18 protein-coding genes and 1 tRNA gene are annotated in these 22,212 nt (G+C 40.0%); 12 read left to right on the plus strand and 7 right to left on the minus strand.

The window, feature by feature from the left end:
* Positions 1-112 precede the first annotated feature (112 nt).
* A tRNA-Asp gene (locus ACXITR_RS06165) sits at positions 113-186 on the plus strand.
* Positions 187-298: 112 nt separating this feature from the next.
* Here ACXITR_RS06165 and clpB read toward each other — a convergent pair.
* Positions 299-2,890, minus strand: a complete 2,592-nt coding sequence (gene clpB / locus ACXITR_RS06170) for an ATP-dependent chaperone ClpB (protein ID WP_457996356.1) — start codon at positions 2,888-2,890, stop codon at positions 299-301.
* A gap of 165 nt (positions 2,891-3,055) precedes the next feature.
* Between clpB and ACXITR_RS06175 the strand changes: the two genes are divergently transcribed.
* Positions 3,056-4,402 carry a cytochrome P450 gene (locus ACXITR_RS06175; RefSeq protein WP_457996357.1) on the plus strand — a complete coding sequence of 449 codons (1,347 nt, stop codon included), beginning with the start codon at positions 3,056-3,058 and terminating at the stop codon, positions 4,400-4,402.
* 118 nt (positions 4,403-4,520) lie between these two features.
* On the plus strand, positions 4,521-5,657 hold the full coding sequence (locus tag ACXITR_RS06180; protein WP_457996358.1) for a glycosyltransferase: 1,137 nt from the start codon (positions 4,521-4,523) through the stop codon (positions 5,655-5,657).
* A gap of 93 nt (positions 5,658-5,750) precedes the next feature.
* On the opposite strand, the gene ACXITR_RS06185 is transcribed toward ACXITR_RS06180, so the two are convergent.
* Positions 5,751-6,317: a Uma2 family endonuclease gene (locus ACXITR_RS06185; protein WP_457996359.1), complete on the minus strand. Its 567-nt coding sequence runs from the start codon at positions 6,315-6,317 to the stop codon at positions 5,751-5,753.
* Between the two features lie 202 nt (positions 6,318-6,519).
* On the opposite strand from ACXITR_RS06185, the gene topA reads away from it, so the two are divergent.
* The 3 genes from topA (at position 6,520) to ACXITR_RS06200 (ending at position 9,945) form a co-directional block, all read left to right on the plus strand.
* Entirely contained in the window at positions 6,520-9,168 is a 2,649-nt protein-coding gene (gene topA, locus ACXITR_RS06190; RefSeq protein ID WP_457996360.1) for a type I DNA topoisomerase, read from the plus strand.
* A 118-nt stretch (positions 9,169-9,286) separates the two neighbouring features.
* The gene (locus ACXITR_RS06195; RefSeq protein ID WP_457996361.1) at positions 9,287-9,532 is read left to right on the plus strand and encodes a hypothetical protein; all 246 of its coding nucleotides are present in this window, start codon (positions 9,287-9,289) and stop codon (positions 9,530-9,532) included.
* Between the two features lie 2 nt (positions 9,533-9,534).
* Entirely contained in the window at positions 9,535-9,945 is a 411-nt protein-coding gene (locus ACXITR_RS06200; protein WP_457996362.1) for a type II toxin-antitoxin system VapC family toxin, read from the plus strand.
* Between the two features lie 53 nt (positions 9,946-9,998).
* On the opposite strand, the gene ACXITR_RS06205 is transcribed toward ACXITR_RS06200, so the two are convergent.
* Together ACXITR_RS06205 and ACXITR_RS06210 are read right to left on the minus strand one after the other, a co-directional pair.
* Entirely contained in the window at positions 9,999-10,637 is a 639-nt protein-coding gene (locus tag ACXITR_RS06205) for a DUF3386 domain-containing protein (RefSeq protein WP_457996363.1), read from the minus strand.
* Positions 10,638-10,826: 189 nt separating this feature from the next.
* Complete coding sequence (locus ACXITR_RS06210) at positions 10,827-12,551, minus strand: diflavin flavoprotein (RefSeq protein WP_457996364.1); 1,725 nt, start codon at positions 12,549-12,551, stop codon at positions 10,827-10,829.
* A 219-nt stretch (positions 12,552-12,770) separates the two neighbouring features.
* Here ACXITR_RS06210 and der point away from each other — a divergent pair, with 219 nt between their 5' ends.
* Positions 12,771-14,129, plus strand: a complete 1,359-nt coding sequence (gene der, locus ACXITR_RS06215; protein WP_457996450.1) for a ribosome biogenesis GTPase Der — start codon at positions 12,771-12,773, stop codon at positions 14,127-14,129.
* Between the two features lie 39 nt (positions 14,130-14,168).
* On the opposite strand, the gene ACXITR_RS06220 is transcribed toward der, so the two are convergent.
* Complete coding sequence (locus tag ACXITR_RS06220; RefSeq protein WP_457996365.1) at positions 14,169-15,452, minus strand: glutamyl-tRNA reductase; 1,284 nt, start codon at positions 15,450-15,452, stop codon at positions 14,169-14,171.
* A gap of 227 nt (positions 15,453-15,679) precedes the next feature.
* Here ACXITR_RS06220 and ACXITR_RS06225 point away from each other — a divergent pair, with 227 nt between their 5' ends.
* On the plus strand, positions 15,680-15,856 hold the full coding sequence (locus ACXITR_RS06225) for a hypothetical protein (protein ID WP_457996366.1): 177 nt from the start codon (positions 15,680-15,682) through the stop codon (positions 15,854-15,856).
* 97 nt (positions 15,857-15,953) lie between these two features.
* Positions 15,954-16,316 (plus strand): NAD(P)H-quinone oxidoreductase subunit M, encoded by a 363-nt coding sequence (gene ndhM, locus ACXITR_RS06230; protein WP_457996367.1) that lies wholly within the window; start codon positions 15,954-15,956, stop codon positions 16,314-16,316.
* Positions 16,317-16,351: 35 nt separating this feature from the next.
* Here ndhM and mnmG read toward each other — a convergent pair whose 3' ends face one another.
* Positions 16,352-18,244: a tRNA uridine-5-carboxymethylaminomethyl(34) synthesis enzyme MnmG gene (gene mnmG, locus ACXITR_RS06235; protein ID WP_457996368.1), complete on the minus strand. Its 1,893-nt coding sequence runs from the start codon at positions 18,242-18,244 to the stop codon at positions 16,352-16,354.
* Positions 18,245-18,415: 171 nt separating this feature from the next.
* Between mnmG and ACXITR_RS06240 the strand changes: the two genes are divergently transcribed.
* A complete protein-coding gene (locus tag ACXITR_RS06240) occupies positions 18,416-18,739 on the plus strand; it encodes a phasin family protein (protein ID WP_457996369.1) in 324 nt (107 codons plus the stop codon).
* A 67-nt stretch (positions 18,740-18,806) separates the two neighbouring features.
* A complete protein-coding gene (locus tag ACXITR_RS06245) occupies positions 18,807-20,039 on the plus strand; it encodes an MFS transporter (RefSeq protein WP_457996370.1) in 1,233 nt (410 codons plus the stop codon).
* A gap of 89 nt (positions 20,040-20,128) precedes the next feature.
* Here the strand turns inward: ACXITR_RS06245 and ACXITR_RS06250 are convergent, their stop codons facing one another.
* On the minus strand, positions 20,129-20,821 hold the full coding sequence (locus tag ACXITR_RS06250) for a Crp/Fnr family transcriptional regulator (RefSeq protein ID WP_457996371.1): 693 nt from the start codon (positions 20,819-20,821) through the stop codon (positions 20,129-20,131).
* Between the two features lie 211 nt (positions 20,822-21,032).
* Between ACXITR_RS06250 and sat the strand changes: the two genes are divergently transcribed.
* Positions 21,033-22,199 carry a sulfate adenylyltransferase gene (gene sat, locus ACXITR_RS06255; RefSeq protein WP_457996372.1) on the plus strand — a complete coding sequence of 389 codons (1,167 nt, stop codon included), beginning with the start codon at positions 21,033-21,035 and terminating at the stop codon, positions 22,197-22,199.
* Positions 22,200-22,212 lie beyond the last annotated feature (13 nt).

Below are 22,212 nucleotides of genomic sequence, written 5' to 3' on the forward strand. Positions count from 1 at the left end.
CATGGGAAAACATTGATTTTTCATCATCGGTCGTCCATTACCAATTATTTTTAAAAAATCTCTTGACAAATTTTTCAGTGTTCGTTAGTATAGATAATGTTGAAAGCGACAAGGGACTGTAGCTCAGCTGGTTAGAGTGCTTGCCTGTCACGCAAGATGTCGCGGGTTCGAGTCCCGTCAGTCCCGTAAATAGAAATCAAGAGCATCCCCAGAGGGATGCTTTTACTGTATCAGTGGGCAACGATGAAAGCCTCGAATGTTGAATTATAATCTTCATCGAAGCTATTCTCCCTTCAACCTATTTAAGGGCTAACCGTTCATCCTGTACACTGACATTAATGGTTTGTCCATCCTTAAACTCTCCTTTGAGGATAGCCTTGGCGATCGCCGTTTCAAGGTATCTTTGTACTGCCCTTTTAAGGGGACGGGCGCCATAAACAGGATCATAACCAATGTCAGCGAGGAAATCGAGAGCCTCATCGGCAATATCTAAAGCCAATTTTTGCTCCGCTAATCTTTCCCGTAAACGGTTAACCTGCAAATTAACGATGTACCGTAACTGAGATTTTTTGAGACTATGGAAAATGATAATCTCATCAATACGATTGAGAAACTCGGGGCGGAAACTATCGCGCATGGCATCCATCACCCTTGTGCGCATGGTTTCATATTGAGCATCTTCCCCCGCCAAATCAAGGATATACTGAGAACCGATATTACTGGTCATGATGATGATAGTATTTTTAAAATCCACCGTACGCCCTTGGGAATCCGTCAAGCGTCCATCATCCAAAATCTGTAACATCACATTAAACACATCGGGATGGGCTTTTTCAATCTCATCAAATAACACCACCGAATAAGGACGACGGCGAATAGCCTCGGTGAGTTGCCCCCCTTCCTCATAGCCTACATATCCCGGGGGCGCCCCCATGAGACGAGATACGGTATGTTTCTCCATATATTCTGACATATCAATACGAACGATCGCATCTTCCGTGTCAAATAAAATCTCGGCGAGGGCTTTTGCTAACTCCGTTTTACCCACCCCAGTGGGCCCTAGAAAGATGAAACTAGCAGTAGGACGATTAGGATCTGCCAACCCTGCTCGAGAACGCTGTATAGCCTCAGAAACCGCCGTTACAGCCTCATCCTGACCCACTACCCGCTCGTGAAGTTGATCTTCAAGGTGTAATAATTTAGTCTTCTCTGATTCTACTAATTTACTAATGGGAATACCCGACCATTTGGAAATAATTTCCGCAATGTCCGACTCCTGCACCTCCTCCCGTAACAGGGATTTACCGCTAGTTTGCTTTTCCGTCAAGAGGGCTTCTTTTTCCTTCACCTCTTTTTGTACATCCGCTAACTTGCCATAACGTAATTCCGCCGCTTTATTGTAATCATAATTTCTTTCCGCCTGTTGAATTTCCACGTTAATTTTTTCAAGGGATTCGCGCAGGGTACGAATTTTATCAATGATTTCTTTTTCACTCTGCCACTGAGCATTAAAAGAGCTTTGTTTTTCTTTTAAATTTGCCAATTCTTGCTCTAATTTTTCTCTCCTTTCAATGGATGCTAAATCCTCCTCTTTTTTGAGAGATAAACGCTCCATTTCTAGCTGTAAAATTTTGCGATCAATTTCATCTAATTCCTCTGGTTTTGAGGTGATTTCCATCTTTAATTTAGCCGCCGATTCATCCACCAAATCAATGGCTTTATCGGGTAAAAAGCGATCGCTAATATACCTATCCGAAAGCATGGCAGCGGCCACCAAAGCACCATCGGCAATTTTTACCCCGTGATGGACTTCATAACGTTCTTTTAAACCCCTTAAAATAGATACAGTATCAATCACATTAGGTTCACCGACAAACACCGATTGAAAACGTCTTTCCAATGCCGCATCCTTTTCGATATACTTGCGGTATTCATCAAGGGTAGTCGCCCCAATACAACGCAATTCCCCCCTCGCCAACATCGGTTTGAGGAGGTTTCCTGCATCCATTGCCCCTTGGGTTGCCCCTGCACCGACTACGGTATGGATTTCATCGATAAAAAGGATAATATTGCCCTCGGATTCGGTTACTTCTTTTAACACCGCTTTCAGTCTTTCTTCAAACTCTCCCCGATATTTTGCCCCTGCAATCAAAGCCCCCATATCCAAGCCTATGAGGGTACGATCTAATAATGATTCTGGGACATCACGGTTAATGATACGTTGGGCAAGTCCTTCCACAATGGCAGTTTTACCTACTCCTGGTTCACCGATTAACACGGGATTATTTTTGGTACGGCGAGAGAGTATTTGAATAGTACGGCGTACTTCATCATCACGACCGATAACGGGATCAAGTTTTCCTTTTCTAGCTAATTCGGTTAAATCTCTACCATATTTTTGCAAAGATTCATATTTTCCTTCGGGGTTTTGATCGGTCACTGTTTGAGTTCCTCTAATTTCTTTAATAATAGTTTTTAGTTTGTTTTCATCTAGGTTGAATTCCTTTAATAAATTCTTACCAAAACGGTCATCTTTTGCATAGGAAAGGATGATATGTTCGATGGAAATAAAATCATCTTTAAATTCCTTACGATAGTTTTCCGCTTGGTCTAAAAGACGGTCTAATGCTCTGCCTAAATAGACTGATTCTCCAATATTTTTAACTTTAGGTTGACTGGCTATAAATTGTTCTGTTTTATCTCTTACACGACTAACATTGGCATCGGTTTTGTTAAAGATGCTTACGGCTAGTCCTTTTTGTTCTAATAATGCTTTTAATAGATGTTCGGTTTCTATCTGTTGATGGTTGTTTTCTTTGGCTATGTCTGGGGTACGGGCGATCGCACTCCAAGCCTTTTCGGTAAATTGTTGTGGGTTATTCGGTTGCATTTTTTTGTATAAAAGTTAAATATAAATAAATCCTTAATTTAATTTTACTGGCACCGATGAACTGATATGGGACGGAATACCCTACATAGGTAATTTATAATTGATAATTGAGAATGGATAATTGCAGTACATTACAATGGGATTGGGATTCACTTTAAAAGGAACATGAAAGAAATAAAAACCATCTTCACGGGTTGGGATAAAAAAATTCTTTGGATTTTAGATCCTATCGAATATATGCGTCAGGGGATGCAAGAATGCCCAGACATTTTTATGGCTAAACCCGCAGGATTTGGCGAACCACTGGTTTTTATCAACCATCCCCAAGGCATCCAACAACTATTAACCAACGACAGAAAGACATTTTTTGCAGGGGGAGAGTTAAACAGCTTATTAGCCCCCATTGTGGGTAATTCTTCTCTCCTTTCCCTTGATGGTAGTCGTCATCGCCGAGAGCGTAAATTGATGATGCCTCCTTTCCATGGGGATAGGATGGTTTATTATGGCGATTTGGTTCATGGTATTGTCGATGATTTATTTAAAGATTTTCAGGCAGGAGATAAATTCATCGCCCAAGATTTAATGCAAGGGGTTTCTTTGCAAGTGATTTTGAAAGTGGTTTTTGGTTTAACGGAAGGACAACGATATGATCGCATGGCTACCCTTATTAAGAAGATTTTAAACCTTTTTAATCAGCCTGTAAATGTAACTTTTTTATTTTATGAATTTTTACGAAAAGATTTAGGGAAATGGAGTCCGTGGGGGAATTTTCTACGAGTACAAAAAGAATTAGATCAACTTATTGAAGAAGAAATAAGGGAAAGAAGGGTAGAAAAAAATCCTGATAGGGTAGATATGCTTTCTTTGCTATTACAGGCTACCGATGAGCAAGGGGAGGGATTGAGTAATCAGGAATTGCGAGATGAGTTGATGTTAATTTTATTTGCAGGTCATGAAACAACGGCGATCGCCATGACTTGGGCATTATACTGGAGTCATTATCATCCAGAAATAGGGGCAAAAATCCGCACCGAATTAGCACAATTACCCCATGATGCCGATGGTATGACCATCTGTAAACAACCTTACCTCAACGCCGTATGTAACGAAACCCTACGCATTCATCCCGTGGCAGTGCTTACCTTTCCCCGTCGTGCCACCGAAGATGTGGAAATGATGGGTTATCACATCCCCAAGGATGCCATAGTGGCAGGGTGCATTTACACTGTCCATCATCGAGAGGACTTATACTCTTCCCATGACGAATTTATGCCCGAAAGATTTTTGGAAAAACCATATTCTCCCTACGAATTTTTACCTTTTGGGGGAGGGGTAAGACGTTGTATAGGGGAAGCCCTTGCCAGTTATGAAATGCGGTTAGTAACTGCCCAAATTTTGAGTAAATATCAGCTAGAGTTACAAGATAAAAAACCTTTAAAAGCCCGTCGTCGGGGGGTGGTACTGCGTCCAGAGGGGGGAGTACCGATGATCTACCAAGGAACAGTTACATAATTAACAATGATGAATTAATTTGGATAGCCATTTTTTGATTGCACGATAGTTGATTTGTGCAAAAATTGCGATATAGTAATGAGTTAAATTAACCCTTAATAATTTAGCCCTTTTTTTTATGCGTATAGCCTTATTTACTGAAACATTTTTGCCAAAAGTAGATGGCATTGTTACTCGCTTAAAACATACCGTTGAGCATTTACAAAAACAAGGAGATGAGGTACTGATTTTTTCTCCTGAAGGTGGTTTAAAAGAGTATAAAGGGGCGAAAATTAACGGTATAAAAGGAATTCCTTTGCCTTTATATCCTGAGTTAAAGTTGGCTATTCCTAATCCCTCCATTCGTTTTGCATTGCAAAGATTTAAACCCGATTTGGTTCATGTGGTTAATCCTGCGGTGTTGGGGGTAGGGGGAATTTATTACGCAAAAAAATTAAATATTCCCTTGGTGGCTTCCTATCATACCCACTTACCACAATATCTACACCACTACAATGTGGGTGCTTTGGAAGGGTTGTTGTGGGAGTTGTTAAAGTTAGCCCATAATCAAGCTCGATTAAATTTGTGTACCTCTACGGCGATGGTGGATGAGTTGATAAATCATGGTATTGAAAGGGTTGATTTATGGCAAAGGGGAGTGGATACAGAGTCGTTTAACCCTAGTTTAGTATCGAAGGATATGCGCGATCGCCTTTCACAGGGTAATCCTGACGCACCGTTACTTTTATATGTGGGTAGGGTATCAGCGGAAAAGGAAATTGATAAAATTAAACCTGTGTTAGAAAGTATCCCTAATGCAAGGTTAGCCATTGTGGGTAATGGGCCAGCGAGGGCAGAATTAGAACAGTTTTTTGCGGGTACGAATACCAATTTTGTGGGCTATCTTCACGGTAAGGAGTTAGGGGAGGCCTATGCCTCGGCAGATGCTTTTATTTTCCCTTCTTCCACGGAAACCCTCGGTTTAGTATTACTCGAAGCCATGGCGGCGGGTTGCCCTGTGGTGGCAGCCAGAAGGGGGGGGATTCCTGATATTGTTACCGATGGGGTAAATGGTTATATGTTTGAACCTGATGATCCTCAAGGGGCGATCGCCGCTACCCAACGATTATTAGCTCAAAAAGATGAAAGGGAAGCGTTAAGACAAAATGCTCGTTTAGAAGCTGAAAAATGGGGCTGGGCTGCTGCTACCAAGCAATTACAGAATTATTATCAAGGGGTGCTATCTTCTTCTGATAAAGGACGTTTGGCAGCCTAGGGATGGGGTGGGCAATGCCCATCAAATCCTCTATGATTATTAATAATGCTATTAGCTGTTTTGTGTAAATTTTCCTAAGATAAAAATATATTTCTAAACCGCAAAAAAATCATTAGCTTTAACGGTTAATTCAGGAAATAAAATAGATTTAATAGCTTCATTTTGTTGATATTCTGTCACCTCATAAAAACCATCTACTAATATCAAAATAGAGACTTTTTCTAATTCTGGATCAATAATCCAATACTCAGGAATTTCTCTGACGGCATATTCCGAACGTTTGTAACGGTAATCATCCTGTTTATTATTTGTACTAACAATTTCCACTGCTAACATCGGGGCGCTGTCTAAAACTGCCGTTTTCATCTGACGAATTTCTTCACATTGTTGGGAAGACAAAATGATGAGGTCTGGAATTCTTGATTTATTTTCCGCTGTTTTCACCCCTACAGTACCGGGCATTACTTTAAAATCTAATTTTAGTCGCTCTATTTCTTTTTCAAATAATTTAAAAATAAAATGCAAAATCAAAGCATGAAAACCGCTAGCAGTAGGCATTAAAATCAATTCTCCATTAACTAATTCATACTTATTATCTGTACCATCACTAAAAGCTAAATACTCATCAAAGGAGTAGGTTTTTCTTAAAGATTGAACCATGGTTTATGATACCTCGGAGACTTTTTTTTATTGTAGTCTAATCAAAATATCCTTTTCCTAGAGATCTTGTACCATTACCTTGAATGGGGAGATAACTCTTGAGGTTATTGTTCTGATTGTTGAAACAAATTAGAAATCCCATACTATGCTAATAATAAAAATATAGGTATAGTAGCAATTGAGAGCAACCAAATAATTTTCTATGTCAACCCTTGTCATCGTCGAATCACCCACCAAAGCAAAAACCATTCGTAACTACCTCCCCAAAGACTTCATTGTGGAAGCATCCATGGGGCATATTCGAGATTTACCTTCCTCTGCGGAGGAAATTCCTGCTGATTATAAACAATATGATTGGGCTAGGTTAGGGGTAAATGTGGAAAATGATTTTGAGCCTATTTATGTAATTCCTAAGGGAAAAAATAAGAAGGTACAGGAATTAAAAAAACTTTTGAAGGGTGCTGATGAGTTGATTCTGGCGACGGATGAAGATAGGGAAGGGGAAAGTATTAGTTGGCATTTGCTACAGTTGCTTAAGCCCAAAGTACCTATTAAAAGGATGGTTTTCCATGAGATTACTAAGGAAGCGATTCAAAAAGCGTTATCCAATTGTCGAGATATTGATGAAAATTTGGTTCATGCCCAAGAAACTCGCCGTATCCTAGATCGTTTGGTGGGTTATACTCTCTCCCCTTTACTATGGAAAAAAATTGCCCGTGGTTTATCGGCGGGAAGGGTGCAGTCGGTGGCGGTGCGTCTTTTGGTACAGAGGGAAAGGTTGAGAAGGGCTTTTAACAGTGCTTCCTATTGGGATCTTAAGGCATTGTTGAATCATGAAAAAAGTAACTTTGAGGCAAAATTAAGCACCTTGGCGGGGCAGAAACTAGCCACAGGAAGCGATTTTGATCCCGATACGGGTAAGTTGATTAAGGGGAAAAAAGTAACGGTTTTAGATGAGCAAGGGGCGATCGCCCTTAAGGAAAGATTAGACGGTAAACCGTGGACTGTTACCGATACGGAAGAAAAACCCACCACCAGAAAACCCTACGCTCCCTTTACCACCTCCACCCTCCAACAAGAAGCTAACCGTAAACTAGGACTTGGGGCAAGGGATACCATGCGTATAGCCCAAAGCCTCTATGAAAATGGCTACATTACTTATATGCGTACGGATTCGGTACATCTATCGGATCAGGCGATCGCCGCTGCTCGTGCCTGTGTAGAACAAATGTACGGAAAAGAATATTTAAGCTCCAAACCAAGACAGTATAAAACCAAAGCCAAGGGCGCCCAAGAAGCCCATGAAGCCATCCGCCCTGCAGGTAATACCTTCCGCATCCCCAAGGAAACAGGGTTAAGGGATCGAGAATTAGCTCTCTACGATTTGATCTGGAAACGTACCGTTGCTTCCCAAATGGCAGAAGCTAGATTAACCCAAATCGCCGTTAATATTCAGGTAGAAGATGCGGTTTTTCGTTCCTCTGGTAAACGAATTGATTTCCCCGGCTTTTTCCGTGCCTATGTGGAAGGTTCAGACGACCCCGAAGCGGCCCTGGAAAACCAAGAAGTAATTTTGCCTAACCTAAAACAGGGCGATCGCCCCCAATGTAAAGAATTAGACGTAGTTAACCACCAAACCCAACCCCCCGCCCGTTACACCGAAGCATCCCTCGTCAAAACCCTCGAAACCGAAGGGGTAGGGCGCCCTAGTACCTATGCTAGTATTATCAGCACCATCATTGACCGAGGTTATGCCCAACTCCGTGCCAAAGCCCTTATTCCTACCTTTACCGCCTTTGCCGTGGTCAGTTTACTAGAACAAAACTTCGAGGAATTAGTAGATACCAAATTCACCTCCAAAATGGAGCAAAGCCTTGATGAAATTGCCACAGGGCAAACTCCATGGCTTCCCTATCTTAAGCAATTTTATTTAGGCGATCTAGGATTACAAAATCAGGTAAAAACAAGGGAAACAGAGATCGACCCTAGTCAAGCAAAGGCGATCGCCCTCGAAAACCTTGATGTACAAGTCAAGATAGGGCGTTTTGGGGCCTATATCGAAGCCCAAAGGGGAGACGACCTAGTAAAGTCCTCCATTCCCGAAGAATTAACCCCCTCCGACCTTAATCCCGAACAGGTGGAGATGCTCTTAAAACAAAAAATTGAAGGGCCCAAAGTATTAGGACATCACCCCGAGTCTGAAAAACCCATCTATCTTCTAATCGGCACCTATGGTCCTTACGTTCAACTAGGAGACACCCCCGAAGGCAGAGCCAAAAAGCCTAAAACCGCCTCCTTTCCCAAAGGTACGAACCTAGAAGACATTGATTTGGATATGGCCTTATCTTATCTTTGCTTACCCCGTACCCTCGGCGAACATCCCGACACAGGAAAACCCGTTAAAGTTAGTTTAGGTCGTTTTGGTCCCTATGTAGTCCACGATCAAGGGAAAGACGGTAAAGATTATCGCTCCCTCAAAAAAGAAGATGACCTCTTAACCATTTCCTTTGAAAGGGCATTAGAATTACTCGCTCAACCAAAAAGAGGTAGGGGACGTGGTGCTGGAAGTACAAAAAAACCATTAAGAGAATTGGGTAACCATCCTGATGATGAGCAACCCATTAACATTTATGATGGACCCTATGGAGTATATTTCAAGCATGGTAAAACCAATGTAAAGTTACCTGAAGGGGAAACTGCCGAGAGCATGAACTTGGAAAAGGCTTTGTTACTACTCAAGGATAAAGCCCCCGCCAAAAAGAAAACTACTACGAGGAAAAAGGCTACTGCCACAAAAAAAACCACGGCGAAAAAAACCACCACTCGTAAAAAGAAAACAGACGATAATTAGATGGTAGTGGCGAGAGGTAAAAGATAATAATTAACTGGTAATTACTTTCTTCCCTGCCTCAACCAAAGGCTTTTTTATCAAACACTAATGACATTATTTTCAATAAAGAACTAAAAATATGATTCAGCAATTACAACAGGCAATGGTTCGATTATCTTTATTATCTGAAGATGAACAGAAGAAAATAGCGGAAATGATACTGATAACTATTGATAAACAAGAAAATACAACAAAAATAAATAAAAATGATGATCCATTAGCAGAGTTAAGAAATAGTAATTTTATTGGTTGTTTTTCTGATGAACCTGATCTAGCTCAAAAGTCAGAACAAATCAGTCAAGAAATCATTACTAACAGATTATAATTATGATTATCGCCGATACAGGCTTCTTTGTGGCGTTAGGAAATAATAAAGATAACTTTCATCAAATAGCGAAACAAAAACTGACAACTATCACAGAAAAATTAGTCACTACCTATCCTGTTATTGTAGAAACAAGCTATTTGTTATTAGAAAGACAAGGTAAACAAGTTCAATTTAACTTTTTAAATCAGTTGACAAAAAGCAGTATTGATATTTTTCATTTAAGTAATCAAAACTTAATACGAATGATTCAATTAATGGATAAATACTCTGATTTACCAATGGATCTTGCAGATGCTTCCTTGGTTATTGTAGCGGAGGAAATTGGAGAAAGTCGAATTTTAACCACAGATATTCGGGATTTTAATGTTTATCGGTGGCTAGATAATAAATCATTTAGTATTTTACTTTAGATACAAGAAACCCCACTTACAATAAGCGGGGCGATTAACTTAAACAAAAAAAACTAACCTAAAACTACATTGGAGAATTTATATTCCGTAGTTACAGGCTCACCATTTTCCTCGGTGGTAATAGTGCGATTGGTTAGTACATAATAATCATTAACATTTTCAAAAGTGTCATTGAAAACGGTTTTAGCACCTCTGGGTTGTAAAGTTTCTGCATCTAAATAAACAGAATCATAACCAGTGGAAAGATAACCCTTATCGGTATCTAATAAACCAAAAGTGTTGATGGCAACAATGCCCTTACCCATGCGACGATACACAAAGCAAACATTGTTATCTTTTACTTTGTAGCGATTGCCCTCGGACGCACCACCTACTAAAATTTCTACCGCTCCATTTTCGTCCTTTTCACCAAAAGTAAAGGTATTATCCCCATGGCTTTTCTCAAAACTATGGTTTACACGGTGAATGGTAATTTCCCATAACTGTTGTTCCATGGCTTTTTGTACTGGACCTTCTTCAATGCCAGAAATTTCAAATTTTAAATCTGCTCCAATTTTTGCCTGAGCGCTGAAAGTTCCTTCTTTGGATTTTAAAGTAATATCACAGGTATATCCGGGGAAATCACTATCCCAAGTGTAACGATTTTCGTAGGCAGAACGAAATAGATTTTCTGCGGTTAATGTCTGAGTCATTTTTACTCCTAAATGTTGTTTAAATTACAGTTTTCTTTATTGTACTATAGGGATGTTATTGAGAGTTATTTTTATTAAATCTTGACAAAATAGCGAATACTACTCAATGGCTAATTATGTTACAAGTATAACAAGGGGTTTAAATCCCTTGCCATGGAAATACAGTTTATTTCTACCTCAGAAATATTTTTAATAATAGTTTCCTACTTTGCGATGGTGTACCGCTGTTAAAGCATCTGATTTAGAAACCCTGCCTGTGGTAACTTTGCTATATACAATCCAATGATCTCCACAATCCATACGACTGACCACTTCACACTCAAGGTAGGCGAGAGCATCTACTAAAATAGGAGATTTGTTGGTGGCAACAGTAGTTTTTACCCCTTCAAAACGATCCGCACCGGGGGGGAATCTTTTGAGAAAGTGTTTCATTAACCCCTGATATTTACCTTCCTCAAGGATGTTTAAAACAAAGGTGTCCTCTACTTGTAACAAAGATTCGATCGCCCTGTCTTTTGCCACTGCCACCGTAAATCCAGGGGGGTCAAAACTTGCCTGACTGACCCAGGATGCCAACATCGCCCCTTTGGTTTCTTCTCCTTTTTGGGCAGTAATGATATATAACCCCCCGCTCAAACGTCCCATAGCTTTGTCTAAATCAACGTCTAAGGCTTTTCTTTTAGTGATTTGAGCTTTTTTGGTCAAAATCTGTCCTAAATCCACCCCAGACTCCTCGCAGGTTTGATAGGTGATTTCGTGGGGAGTTTCTTTGATACGGATGGGAGCAAAAACTTGATTTAAGCCTAGATCTGATAGTTTTGAAGAGAAGGTGTCAATGGGTTCGTCATCTCCGCCATAGGATTCATATAAACCAAAAATCTGCTTACTGTTCACCGTGGCAAGGATAGCACCTGTTTTGTTGGCAATGTCGCCGTTGTCGCTAAGGGGAGGCATTCCGAGGACGATTCCAGCACTACGCCCTACTATTTCGGGTATTTCGTGGATGTCGGTACCGTTAATGTCAATCATTTCTACGGTGACTCCTGTTTTGGTGATGCCCTTTGAAATAGACTGGGAAAGGCGATCGCTATAACCGTAGTCAGAGATATAGAAGACGGCAACGGTTTTTTCACCCTTACTTTGTTCACTACTCCAACGGTGATAACGGTCCAATAATTCTTGAGTGTTATGTTTTAGAATTGGACCATGACCATTGGCAACTATGTTCACTTCCCCTAGGGCGGACATTCTTTTCATCGCTGAAAGAACAGACCTTGCATTAGGTCCCATCAAACATTCATAATAAAAACGATAGTCTGGGGAAATGGCATCTAAATCTCGGTCATACACATCGGCACTACAATAGTGCAAACCAAAGGCATCACAGGTAAATAAGGTATTTGTACCATGGTCATAGCTGAAGATGGTATCGGGCCAATGAAGGTTAGGGGCGTTGACAAACTCGAAAATATGTCCATTGCCAATGTCTAACTGATCACCATTTTTAACGATCTGTCTTTTAAAATCTTTATGGACAAAACCTTCTAAAAATTGAATAGCAACCTTCGAGGCAACAATGGTAATATCTGGGGCAATGTCTAATAAATCTTTTACTAAACCGCTGTGATCAGGCTCGGTATGGGATACGATCAAATAGTCTATATCTTGAGGATTAATTACTTTTTTTAGTTCATCAAAATAAAGATCTTTAAATTTGGCGTGGGAAGTATCCACGAGGGCATTTTTTTCCCCCTTTACTACGTAGGAGTTATAAGTAGTTCCATTCTGTAAACCAAATTCTATATCAAAACGATCTCGATCCCAATCAAGGGAGCGGATGGTGGTGGTATCAGGTGCGATATTTTCCACCTGAGTTGTTAAGCGTTTTGCGGTTTTGATGGGAGTTGCAACCATTAAGAAAATCCCCCTTAATAAATAAATTTTTTATATTATTGCTTTTTTTATTATAGTCATCATTGGGGGCAAGAGGTTCAAAGCCCTTATTGAGTAAGGTAAAAGCTAAGGGGCGAAGGGAAATAAGTTTTGATGGCGAAGGCTTTTGCATTTCTTAATATAAAAAGTGATATAAAAGGTTATAATAAGAAGTTGGTTATTTTTACCGTTATATCTGCTATGCTTCCTATTGTTGCCGTAATCGGGCGCCCCAATGTGGGTAAGTCTGCCCTTGTGAATCGTTTATCGGGGGAACAAGATGCGATCGTATTTGATGAACCCGGTATTACTAGAGATCGTACCTATCGTCCCGGATTTTGGCAAGATAGAGAATTTCAAATAGTAGATACGGGTGGATTAGTATTTGATGATGATACAGAATTTTTGCCCTACATCCGAGAACAAGCCCAAGCCGCCTTGAGTGAGGCGGTGGCAGCTATTTTTGTGGTGGATGGAAAGTTTGGTTTAACAGCGGGGGATGAGGAAATCGCTTCATGGTTAAGAACTCAAAATATTCCCATCGTTTTAGTCGTTAATAAGTGTGAGTCAGAAAATCAAGGATTGGCTCAAGCTGCTGAATTTTGGAATTTAGGTTTAGGGGAGCCTTTTCCTATCTCCGCTATCCATGGAAATGGTACAGGGGAAATGTTAGACGAATTGATCAAACATATTCCTTCGGTGGATGAAATTGAGCTGGAGGAAGAAATTAGGGTGGCGATTATTGGTCGTCCTAATGTGGGTAAATCTAGTTTACTAAATGCCCTCACGGGAGAGAGCAGAGCCATTGTCAGCCCTGTATCTGGTACCACCCGAGATGCGATCGATATGATCGTAAAACGGGGAGAAACAACCTATCGTCTCATCGATACGGCGGGAGTGCGTCGTAAGAAAAATGTGGACTATGGGGCAGAGTTTTTTGGCATTAACCGAGCTTTTAAAGCTATTAAAAGGGCGGACGTGGTTCTTTTTGTCATCGATATTTTAGACGGTGTCACCGAACAGGATTTAAAACTAGCAGGAAGAATTATTGAGGAAGGAAGAGCTGCCATAATCGTAGCAAATAAATGGGATGCGGTGGAGAAAGATTCCCATACCATTTATGAATACCAAAAAATGTTGGACGATCGCCTTTTCTTCATGGATTGGGCGGAAAGAATTTTTGTTTCAGCCATGACGGGGAAAAGAGTTGAAAATATCCTCGATTTAGTAGATAGAGCAGCCGAAGGACATCGTAAGAGGGTTAGTACCTCCGTCATTAATGAAGTCATCGAGGAAGCCGTTAAATGGCACTCTCCCCCCACCAGCCGCCAAGGAAAACAGGGTAGGATCTACTATGGTACTCAAGTAACATCCAGGCCCCCTAGCATTGCCTTATTTGTTAACGATCCTAAACGTTTAGATGATGGCTACCGCCGTTATATGGAAAAACAATTCCGTCAGCAATTAGGCTTTAAAGGAACTCCCCTAAGACTATTCTGGCGTGGTAAACGTTTACGGGAAGGGGAAAATATGGGAGCAAACAGAGCAACAAAAGTATAACTCTTGTGGGGTGGGCATTGCCCACCATTAATTCTTCCATCAGCCAAACTGTTCAGAAATCTCGAGGTTAAACAGAGTTTGTAGGGTATGTAAAGCCTTGCGTCTGGCTTCTATGTCCTGTTGCGCCCTTAACTGTACCATAGGATCATGGAGAATTTTGTTGACAATACCTCTGGTAAGAGCTTCAATTACCTCCTGATGTTTTTCCCCAAACTCACTGCCCAAACGAGAAAGAGCTTTTTCTAATTCCTGCTCTCTGATACCTTCAATTTTGGTACGTAAACAACTAATGGTAGGAACAGTTTCCAAAGATTGCCACCATAGTTCAAAAGATTCTATTTCTTCTTCTAATAATGCTTCGGCTTCCCTTGCCATTTCTCTACGGGAGGCATGGTTTTGAGCTACAACGGCTTTTAAATCATCCACATTATAGGATTTAACGAAATCTAATTCTTCCACATCACCAGCTACATTGAGAGGCACAGAAATATCTACCAACATCAAAGAATTATTCACATTAAGGGGAGATAAATTCTCTTTAGTTAAGATAGGTTCCGTCGCTCCTGTGCTAGTAAAAACTAAATCAGAAGTCTCTATCACCGCCATCATTTCATCTAGGTTGTGAATAGCTAAATCTACTTGAGGAAACTTTTGTGCTAATTCCTTGGCTCGATGGGTAGAGCGATTGACGATACTAATGGCATTTACACCTTTTGAGGCGAGATGTTGTACTAAAAGGCGAGACATTTTACCAGCCCCGATAATAGTAATTTTAAAATCCGATAAATTATCAACTTTGGTATCCACTAATTCCACGGCGGCAGAACTAATGGAAACAGCCCCAGTACCGATATTGGTTTCGGTGCGCACCCTTTTGCCTGCGCTGATGGCTTGTTTAAATAGTCTATCGAGGAGTCTGCCCATGCCTTTATATTTATTGGCGAGTTTGTGGGTGGTTTTAACTTGGGCTAAAATTTGTCCTTCTCCGAGTACAAGGCTTTCTAAACCTGCGGATACTCGCATGAGGTGACGTATGGCATCTTGGTGTAACAAAATGAATAGGTGACGGCGTAATTGGGGGAGGGAAATGTGTCCAATCTCGGCGAGAAATTGAGTTATTTCTTTTACTCCTTGCTCTGTTTCTAGTACCGTTGCATAGATTTCCATGCGGTTACAGGTACTGATGATGGCTACTTCCTCGATGTGAGGGTAACTGAGTAGGTGTTGTATGGACTCCTCAATTTTTGCCTCTGGAATACTCAATTTTTCTCTTATTTCAACGGCGGCTGTCTTGTGGGAAAGACCAACTACTACAATATTCATTTTTTGTTTATAAAATTTGAGAACGGATTAGTATAAATGCTTTTAAACACTATTGATCATTACTGAAGTTGCCGATTTTGGCAATTTATTCTTTACCTTTTGCAATAAAACTTTATTTTATGGATGAGTAATTGATTCATGATAGTTTATTTGACAATACTATGGTGTTGAAAAGATTGGTTTTGGTTTATACTCTAAGTTTAAATAGGCTTGGCTAAGGTGTGACTATGGCTCTAAAAGGAAAACCCTGTGAAAAATGCCATCGGGTTGTCGAAATTCGTTATCGCATTCAATGGGATGGTAGTGGTAAGTGGTATCAAGTGTGTCCAGATTGTTGGCAAAAGGTATCAAAAAATAATCCTCTTTATCGTTACGGTGGCACTTGGAAGGCGAAAAAAAGATAATCTTAGCTAAATTGACAATTAACAATCAACAATCGACAATGGATAATGAAAGGAATCCATTAAAATTAATACTCAATAACCTGTAATAATTAATATTATGCTAACTAAAGCTACCACTAGACATATTAGAATTTATTCTGCGGAAGTCCAAAACAATGAGCTTGTACCTTCTAATAATGTTTTGACTTTGGATGTTGATCCTGATAATGAGTTTAACTGGGATGAGGTTACTTTACAAAAGGTATATCGTAAATTTGATGATCTGGTAGAAAGTTATAGTGGTGAAGATTTAACGGATTATAATCTTCGTCGTATTGGCTCTGATTTAGAGCATTTAATTCGTGATTTGTTAACTAAAGGGGAAATTAGCTATAACCTTGATGCAAGGGTGCTTAATTATAGTATGGGTTTACCCCGTGTAGATGCTCCTGAAGCTGATGGAAAATACCAACTATCTTAATATATCTGGTGGTGGGCATTGCCCACCCATAAATGTTATCTAATTTGCATCTCTAAGTAAACCAGTAAGGCGTTAACATCGGCTGGATTTACCCCCCCGATGCGGGTAGCCTGTCCAATGGTTAAAGGTCTGACTTTTGTTAGTTTTTCCCTTGCTTCCATAGACAAGGTTTCAATTTTCATGTAGTCTAAACTCTCATGTAATTTACGATTACTATGACGGGCTACTTGGTCGATTTGTTTTTGTTGTCTCTGAATATATCCCGAATATTTTATTTCAATTTCTGCGCCTTCTTTTTCAGCTTTATTCAATTTAGGATTATGTAAATCATATCTTTCTAAATCTTCATAATGAAACTTGGGACGGCGTAGCAAATCGGCGAGGGTAATTGAACCTTTTATTTTTTGCTCGGTATCCTCTACAATTTTTAGGGCAACTTCATCCCTTTCTTTAATTCTGGTTTCGTATAATCTTTCTTGTTCGGCGATGATATTTTTTTGTTTTTCTTGGTATAGTTGCCAACGGCGATCGCCAATTAACCCTATTTCACGACCTAAAGGAGTCATCCGTTGATCTGCATTATCAGACCTTAAAATTAAACGATATTCCGAGCGAGAAGTCAACATCCGATAAGGCTCACGCAAATCTTTCGTACATAAATCATCAATCAAAGTACCAAGATAACTTTGCTCACGGGGAAATACAATCATCTCCTTACCCTGAGAAAAACGAGCAGCATTAATTCCCGCCACAATTCCTTGGGCGGCAGCCTCCTCATAGCCCGTTGTACCATTAATCTGTCCTGCGGAAAATAAACCCTCAATCTTCTTCGTCATCAAAGTGGGATAACACTGAGTAGCGGGTAAAAAGTCATATTCCACCGCATAGGCAGGGCGCAACATCACACAATTTTCCAACCCCGGTAAAGTGTGCAACATTTGTAATTGTAAATTTTCAGGCAACCCCGTAGAAAACCCCTGAATATATAACTCAGGAATATCTCTGCCCTCGGGCTCAATAAAAATTTGATGGCTATCCTTATCTGCAAAACGAACAATCTTATCCTCAATACTTGGACAATAACGGGGCCCTTTGGAGTCGATAAAACCGCCATAGATAGGAGATAAATGGAGATTATCCTTAATTAATTGATGGGTTTTAGTGGTAGTACGGGTAAGATAGCAGTTCATTTGTTCCCTTTCGACCCACACTTCAGGGTCAAAACTAAACCAGCGAATTTCTTCATCGGGGGGTTGCACTTCCATTTTTGTATAGTCAACGGTGCGCTTATCTACCCTCGCAGGGGTACCCGTTTTTAATCTTCCTGTTTCAAATCCTAAATCATTGAGAGTTTCCGTTAAGCCAATGGCGGCGAATTCCCCAGCCCTTCCTGCGGACATCGATTTACCACCAATCCAGATTTTTCCATCCAAAAAAGTCCCCGTAGTTAAAACCACCGCCTTAGTTTTGAAACAAGTACCAAAGTAGGTTTGTACTCCGATGATTTCATCATTTTTTCCCAATACCAAATCCGTCACCATGCCCTCACGGATAGACAAATTGGGTTCGTTTTCCACAATGTTTTTCATCACTGCGGCATATTCACGCTTGTCCGTTTGGGCCCGTAATGCCCACACCGCAGGACCACGGGAGTTATTTAATACTCTTTTTTGTAGATATGTTCTATCGGCCATTTTGCCTATTTCTCCCCCCAGTGCGTCAATTTCGTGGGTGAGTTGAGATTTGGCAGGGCCACCCACCGCAGGATTACAAGGTTGCCACGCAATTTTATCAAGGTTGAGGGTTAACATGAGGGTACGACATCCTAACCTCGCACTAGCAAGGGCGCTTTCACAGCCAGAATGTCCACCACCAATAATGATTACATCAAATTCGTCTTGAAATTCTACGGGGGTTTTAATGGTCATTTTATGTTTCTATCTATCTGCAAAACTGAGGTGATTAATCTAATTCTTTATCATAACTTAGTTTTTACTCTGATATATCCATCAAACCAGAGGTATTAAATTTCTAATTCTTTTCTAGGTAAATGTAATAATTAAAGAATAACAAAATTAAATTCTACTCTAATTAAGATTATGGATAATAACGATTGGTTAAAACAACTACTAATGATTGGTGTCGGCACTACTTCTATGGCGGCGGAAAAAATTAGGGAAGTAAGTGATCAATGGGTTAAGGATGGTAAGATAAACTCTGATCAAGCTAAGGGCATTGTGGATGATTTAATGCAGCAGATGCAATCTGAGTCGGGTAATTTTCAAACTCAAATGGAGCGTCAATTACGTAATATGTTGCAAGATTTAGGAGTACCTAGGCAGTCTGAAATGGATGAATTAAGGGGAAGAATTGATCGTCTTGAGCGTCAAATTCGAGATTTAGAGAATAAATCTTGGCGCTAGATAATCGTGATTAATTTATCTCAAAAAGCATCTGGAGGATAGCCCATCTTAATTTTTAAACATCGTAATGACAGATAAAACTGCCCTAGATAGACAGGTATGGATACTCGCAGGGGGTAGGACGCTATTACAATTTGGTACTGGTTTTACTCTATTTTATGCCCCCCTTTTCTTTGTTAATCAATTGGGATTTTCCCCTACATCGGTGGGTGTTGCCCTCGGCAGTGCTTCTATATCGGGCATTGTAGGACGTTTTTTGGGGGGGAGTTGGAGCGATTCCCCTAGTTGGGGTCGAAAAAAAACTCTGTTATTATCAGCTTTTATATCTGCTTTTGCGGATATTTTTCTTGCGTCTGCTTCTAGCTATTCATCTTTATTGGTGGGCAATTTATTGATGGGGTTGGGTATTGGTTTTTATTGGCCTCCTGCGGAGGCAATGATAGCGGATTTGACTACTTCTGAACAAAGAAATTTTGCTTTTGCTCTTAATCGTTTAGGAGATAGTGTGGGTTTAGGTTTTGGGGTGGCTATCGGCGGAGGCTTAATTGCTTTGACGGGTAGTTATCGATTGTTATTTGTCATTGATGGTATTTCTTTTGTGGTGTTTTATGGGGTAATTTTTTGGGCGATTAAAGAATCGGGAGATAAGGAAAAGGTCAGTCAATCTTTTTGGCAGGGGTGGGGACAAACTTTAAGGGATTATAATCTTTGGATTTTTTGTGTGGTAAATGTGATTTTTACAACTTATATCATGCAGTTACAGTCCACTTTACCTCTCTACTTTACTAATTTTGCGGTTAATCCTGATAATTTTTCCATTACTCGTATCAGTGGTTTATTTAGTTTACATATTGCTTTTGCTGCTTTGTTTCAATTGCCTATTGTTAAAATTCTTAATCGTCTGACTCACATTCAGGGCTTAATTTTGTCTTTCCTTTTTTGGGCGGTGGCTTTTATTCTCATTTGGTTGGCTGGTAATTTGACACAATATGCTTTTTTTACTGCTATTTTAGCTGTATTGGTAAGTGCGATCGCCCTTGCTACCTACAATCCCCCTGCTTCAGGATTTATAGTAAAACTTGCCCCTCCTTCATTACGAGGAATCTATTTTGCCATTAACTCTCAGTGTTGGGCTATTGGTAATCTAATTGGGCCACCATTGGGAGGTTATGTATTAGACAAAGGAGAAAGTTATGCACATAATTTTTGGTTATTTTCCTCTGGCAGTGTTTTTATTGGTATTATGATCCTCTTATTTTTGGAAAGAAATATGCAACAGAAAAAACAGCATTTTTTCTAAAAAATATATCTCTTTAAATAGGGATTAAAAAATATTTTGAATAAAGTATGAATTACTGGGTAATTATTACCTCGTTGAGCAAAATAATACTATTCATTGCCCAACTGTCCAATAATATGATGAAGTTGTTTGATATTGGTAAGGAACATAATATTAAAATTATTATCAATATTAACCAATTTTTTATGCTCTAACTTACTCATATTTTGAATACATTCCTCAAGGGACAATAAAGCTAAATCAGCTAAATCTTGGAGGTGAAAATTATAAATCTCAAATCCATTTTCCATGGGTTTACCATACTTATCCGCCAAAGAAATGAGAATAGTTACTAGTCTTACCTTGCTAGTTTGTTGATGAAAACGGTAATACTCTTGAGCCTCTATCACCTTATTAACCATAGATTTTAGGAGGCGATTTTGTATTTGAGCATCTCGAAATAATACTTGGATAAACCTTTGGGCAGAAATAGTAAACATTTCCACATCAGAAATACTAATTACCTGACTATTAAAGTCCCCACTACTGAGAATACCTACCTCCCCCACAAATCCCCCTTTACCGATAATTTCAATGGTAATAGGCAGTCCTCCATAAAAACGCTGTACTTTTACCCATCCTGAAGCGATTAGATAAAAACAACTACCCCAATCATTTTGGGAAATTATAGTTTCTCCTCTTTCACAGTTTTTCGGCTCTAGTAGTTTTATCACCGACTCTAAGGTTTCATCACTGAGGTTATGAAAAAGGGGAAAAAGCTCGGCAAATTCTTGCGTCTCCATGGAGTATTGATTAAAGAATAGTTTTTTCTTTAAGAGTTTAGGATTTCTGCATTTTACTTGATTTTTTACTTTTGGGTCAACTATTCCTCCTTAGAAAAATTTGTACAAAAGTTGAAGGGCAGAGTTTATTGGTGGGTGGAGTCATGGTAGTTCACCCAAAATGCTCATTGCTTGATAGGATAAAACGTGGCTAAATTTTTATAAAAATTCTATGACTAAAATTGAAGAAACCATCAGCGCCCATGGTGGTAAATTAATAAATAGATTGGCAACGACGGCCGAAAGAGACGAGTTTATGGCTCAGGGAGATAAACTTCCTCGGGTTCAACTAGATGAAAGGGCAACATCTGATTTGGTAATGATTGCCATCGGTGGTTTTAGTCCTCTACAAGGGTTTATGGCACAGGATGACTACGAGAGTGTAGTTGATAATATGCGTCTTGTGAATGGTTTACCTTGGTCTGTACCGGTTACTTTATCTGTAACCCAAGAGGTGGCAGAGCCTTTAAAAGAGGGTAGCTGGGTACGTTTAGATGATCCTAGTGGTAGATTTGTAGGGGTATTAGAACTTACTCAAAAATATCGTTATAACAAGACCCATGAGGCTGTTAAAGTTTATGGTACCGATGAGGATAAACACCCTGGGGTAAAGGTTGTTTATGAGCAAGGGGAAGTTAACCTTGCTGGACCTATTTGGTTATTGGAAAGGGATGATCACCCTCTTTTCCCTAAATATCAAATTGATCCTGCCCAGTCTCGTAAGTTGTTTGTGGAAAGGGGCTGGAAAACTGTGGTGGGCTTTCAAACCCGTAACCCTATTCACCGCGCCCATGAATATATCCAAAAGTGTGCATTAGAAACCGTTGATGGTTTATTTCTCCATCCTTTGGTGGGGGCTACGAAGAGCGATGATGTACCTGCGGATGTGAGGATGCGTTGTTATGAAATTATGATGGATAGATATTTCCCTCAAAACAGGGTGATTCTTGCTATTAATCCTTCGGCGATGCGTTATGCAGGTCCTCGGGAAGCGATTTTTCATGCTTTGATTCGTAAGAATTATGGTTGTACTCATTTTATTGTGGGACGTGACCATGCGGGGGTTGGGGATTATTATGGCACCTATGATGCTCAGTTAATTTTTGATGAGTTTGAACCTGCGGAGTTGGGTATTACACCCATGAAGTTTGAACATGCTTTTTATTGTAAGCGTACGGAGCAGATGGCGACTTCTAAAACCAGTCCTTCTAGTCCTGAGGAAAGGGTACACCTTTCGGGTACTAAGGTAAGGGAGATGTTGAGACGTGGTGAGTTACCCCCTCCTCAATTTTCTCGTCCTGAGGTAGCGGCGGAGTTGGCTAAGGCTATGCACCGTTAGTTTATTGTCCGTT

It is taken from the genome of Cyanobacterium sp. (genome assembly GCF_054166785.1).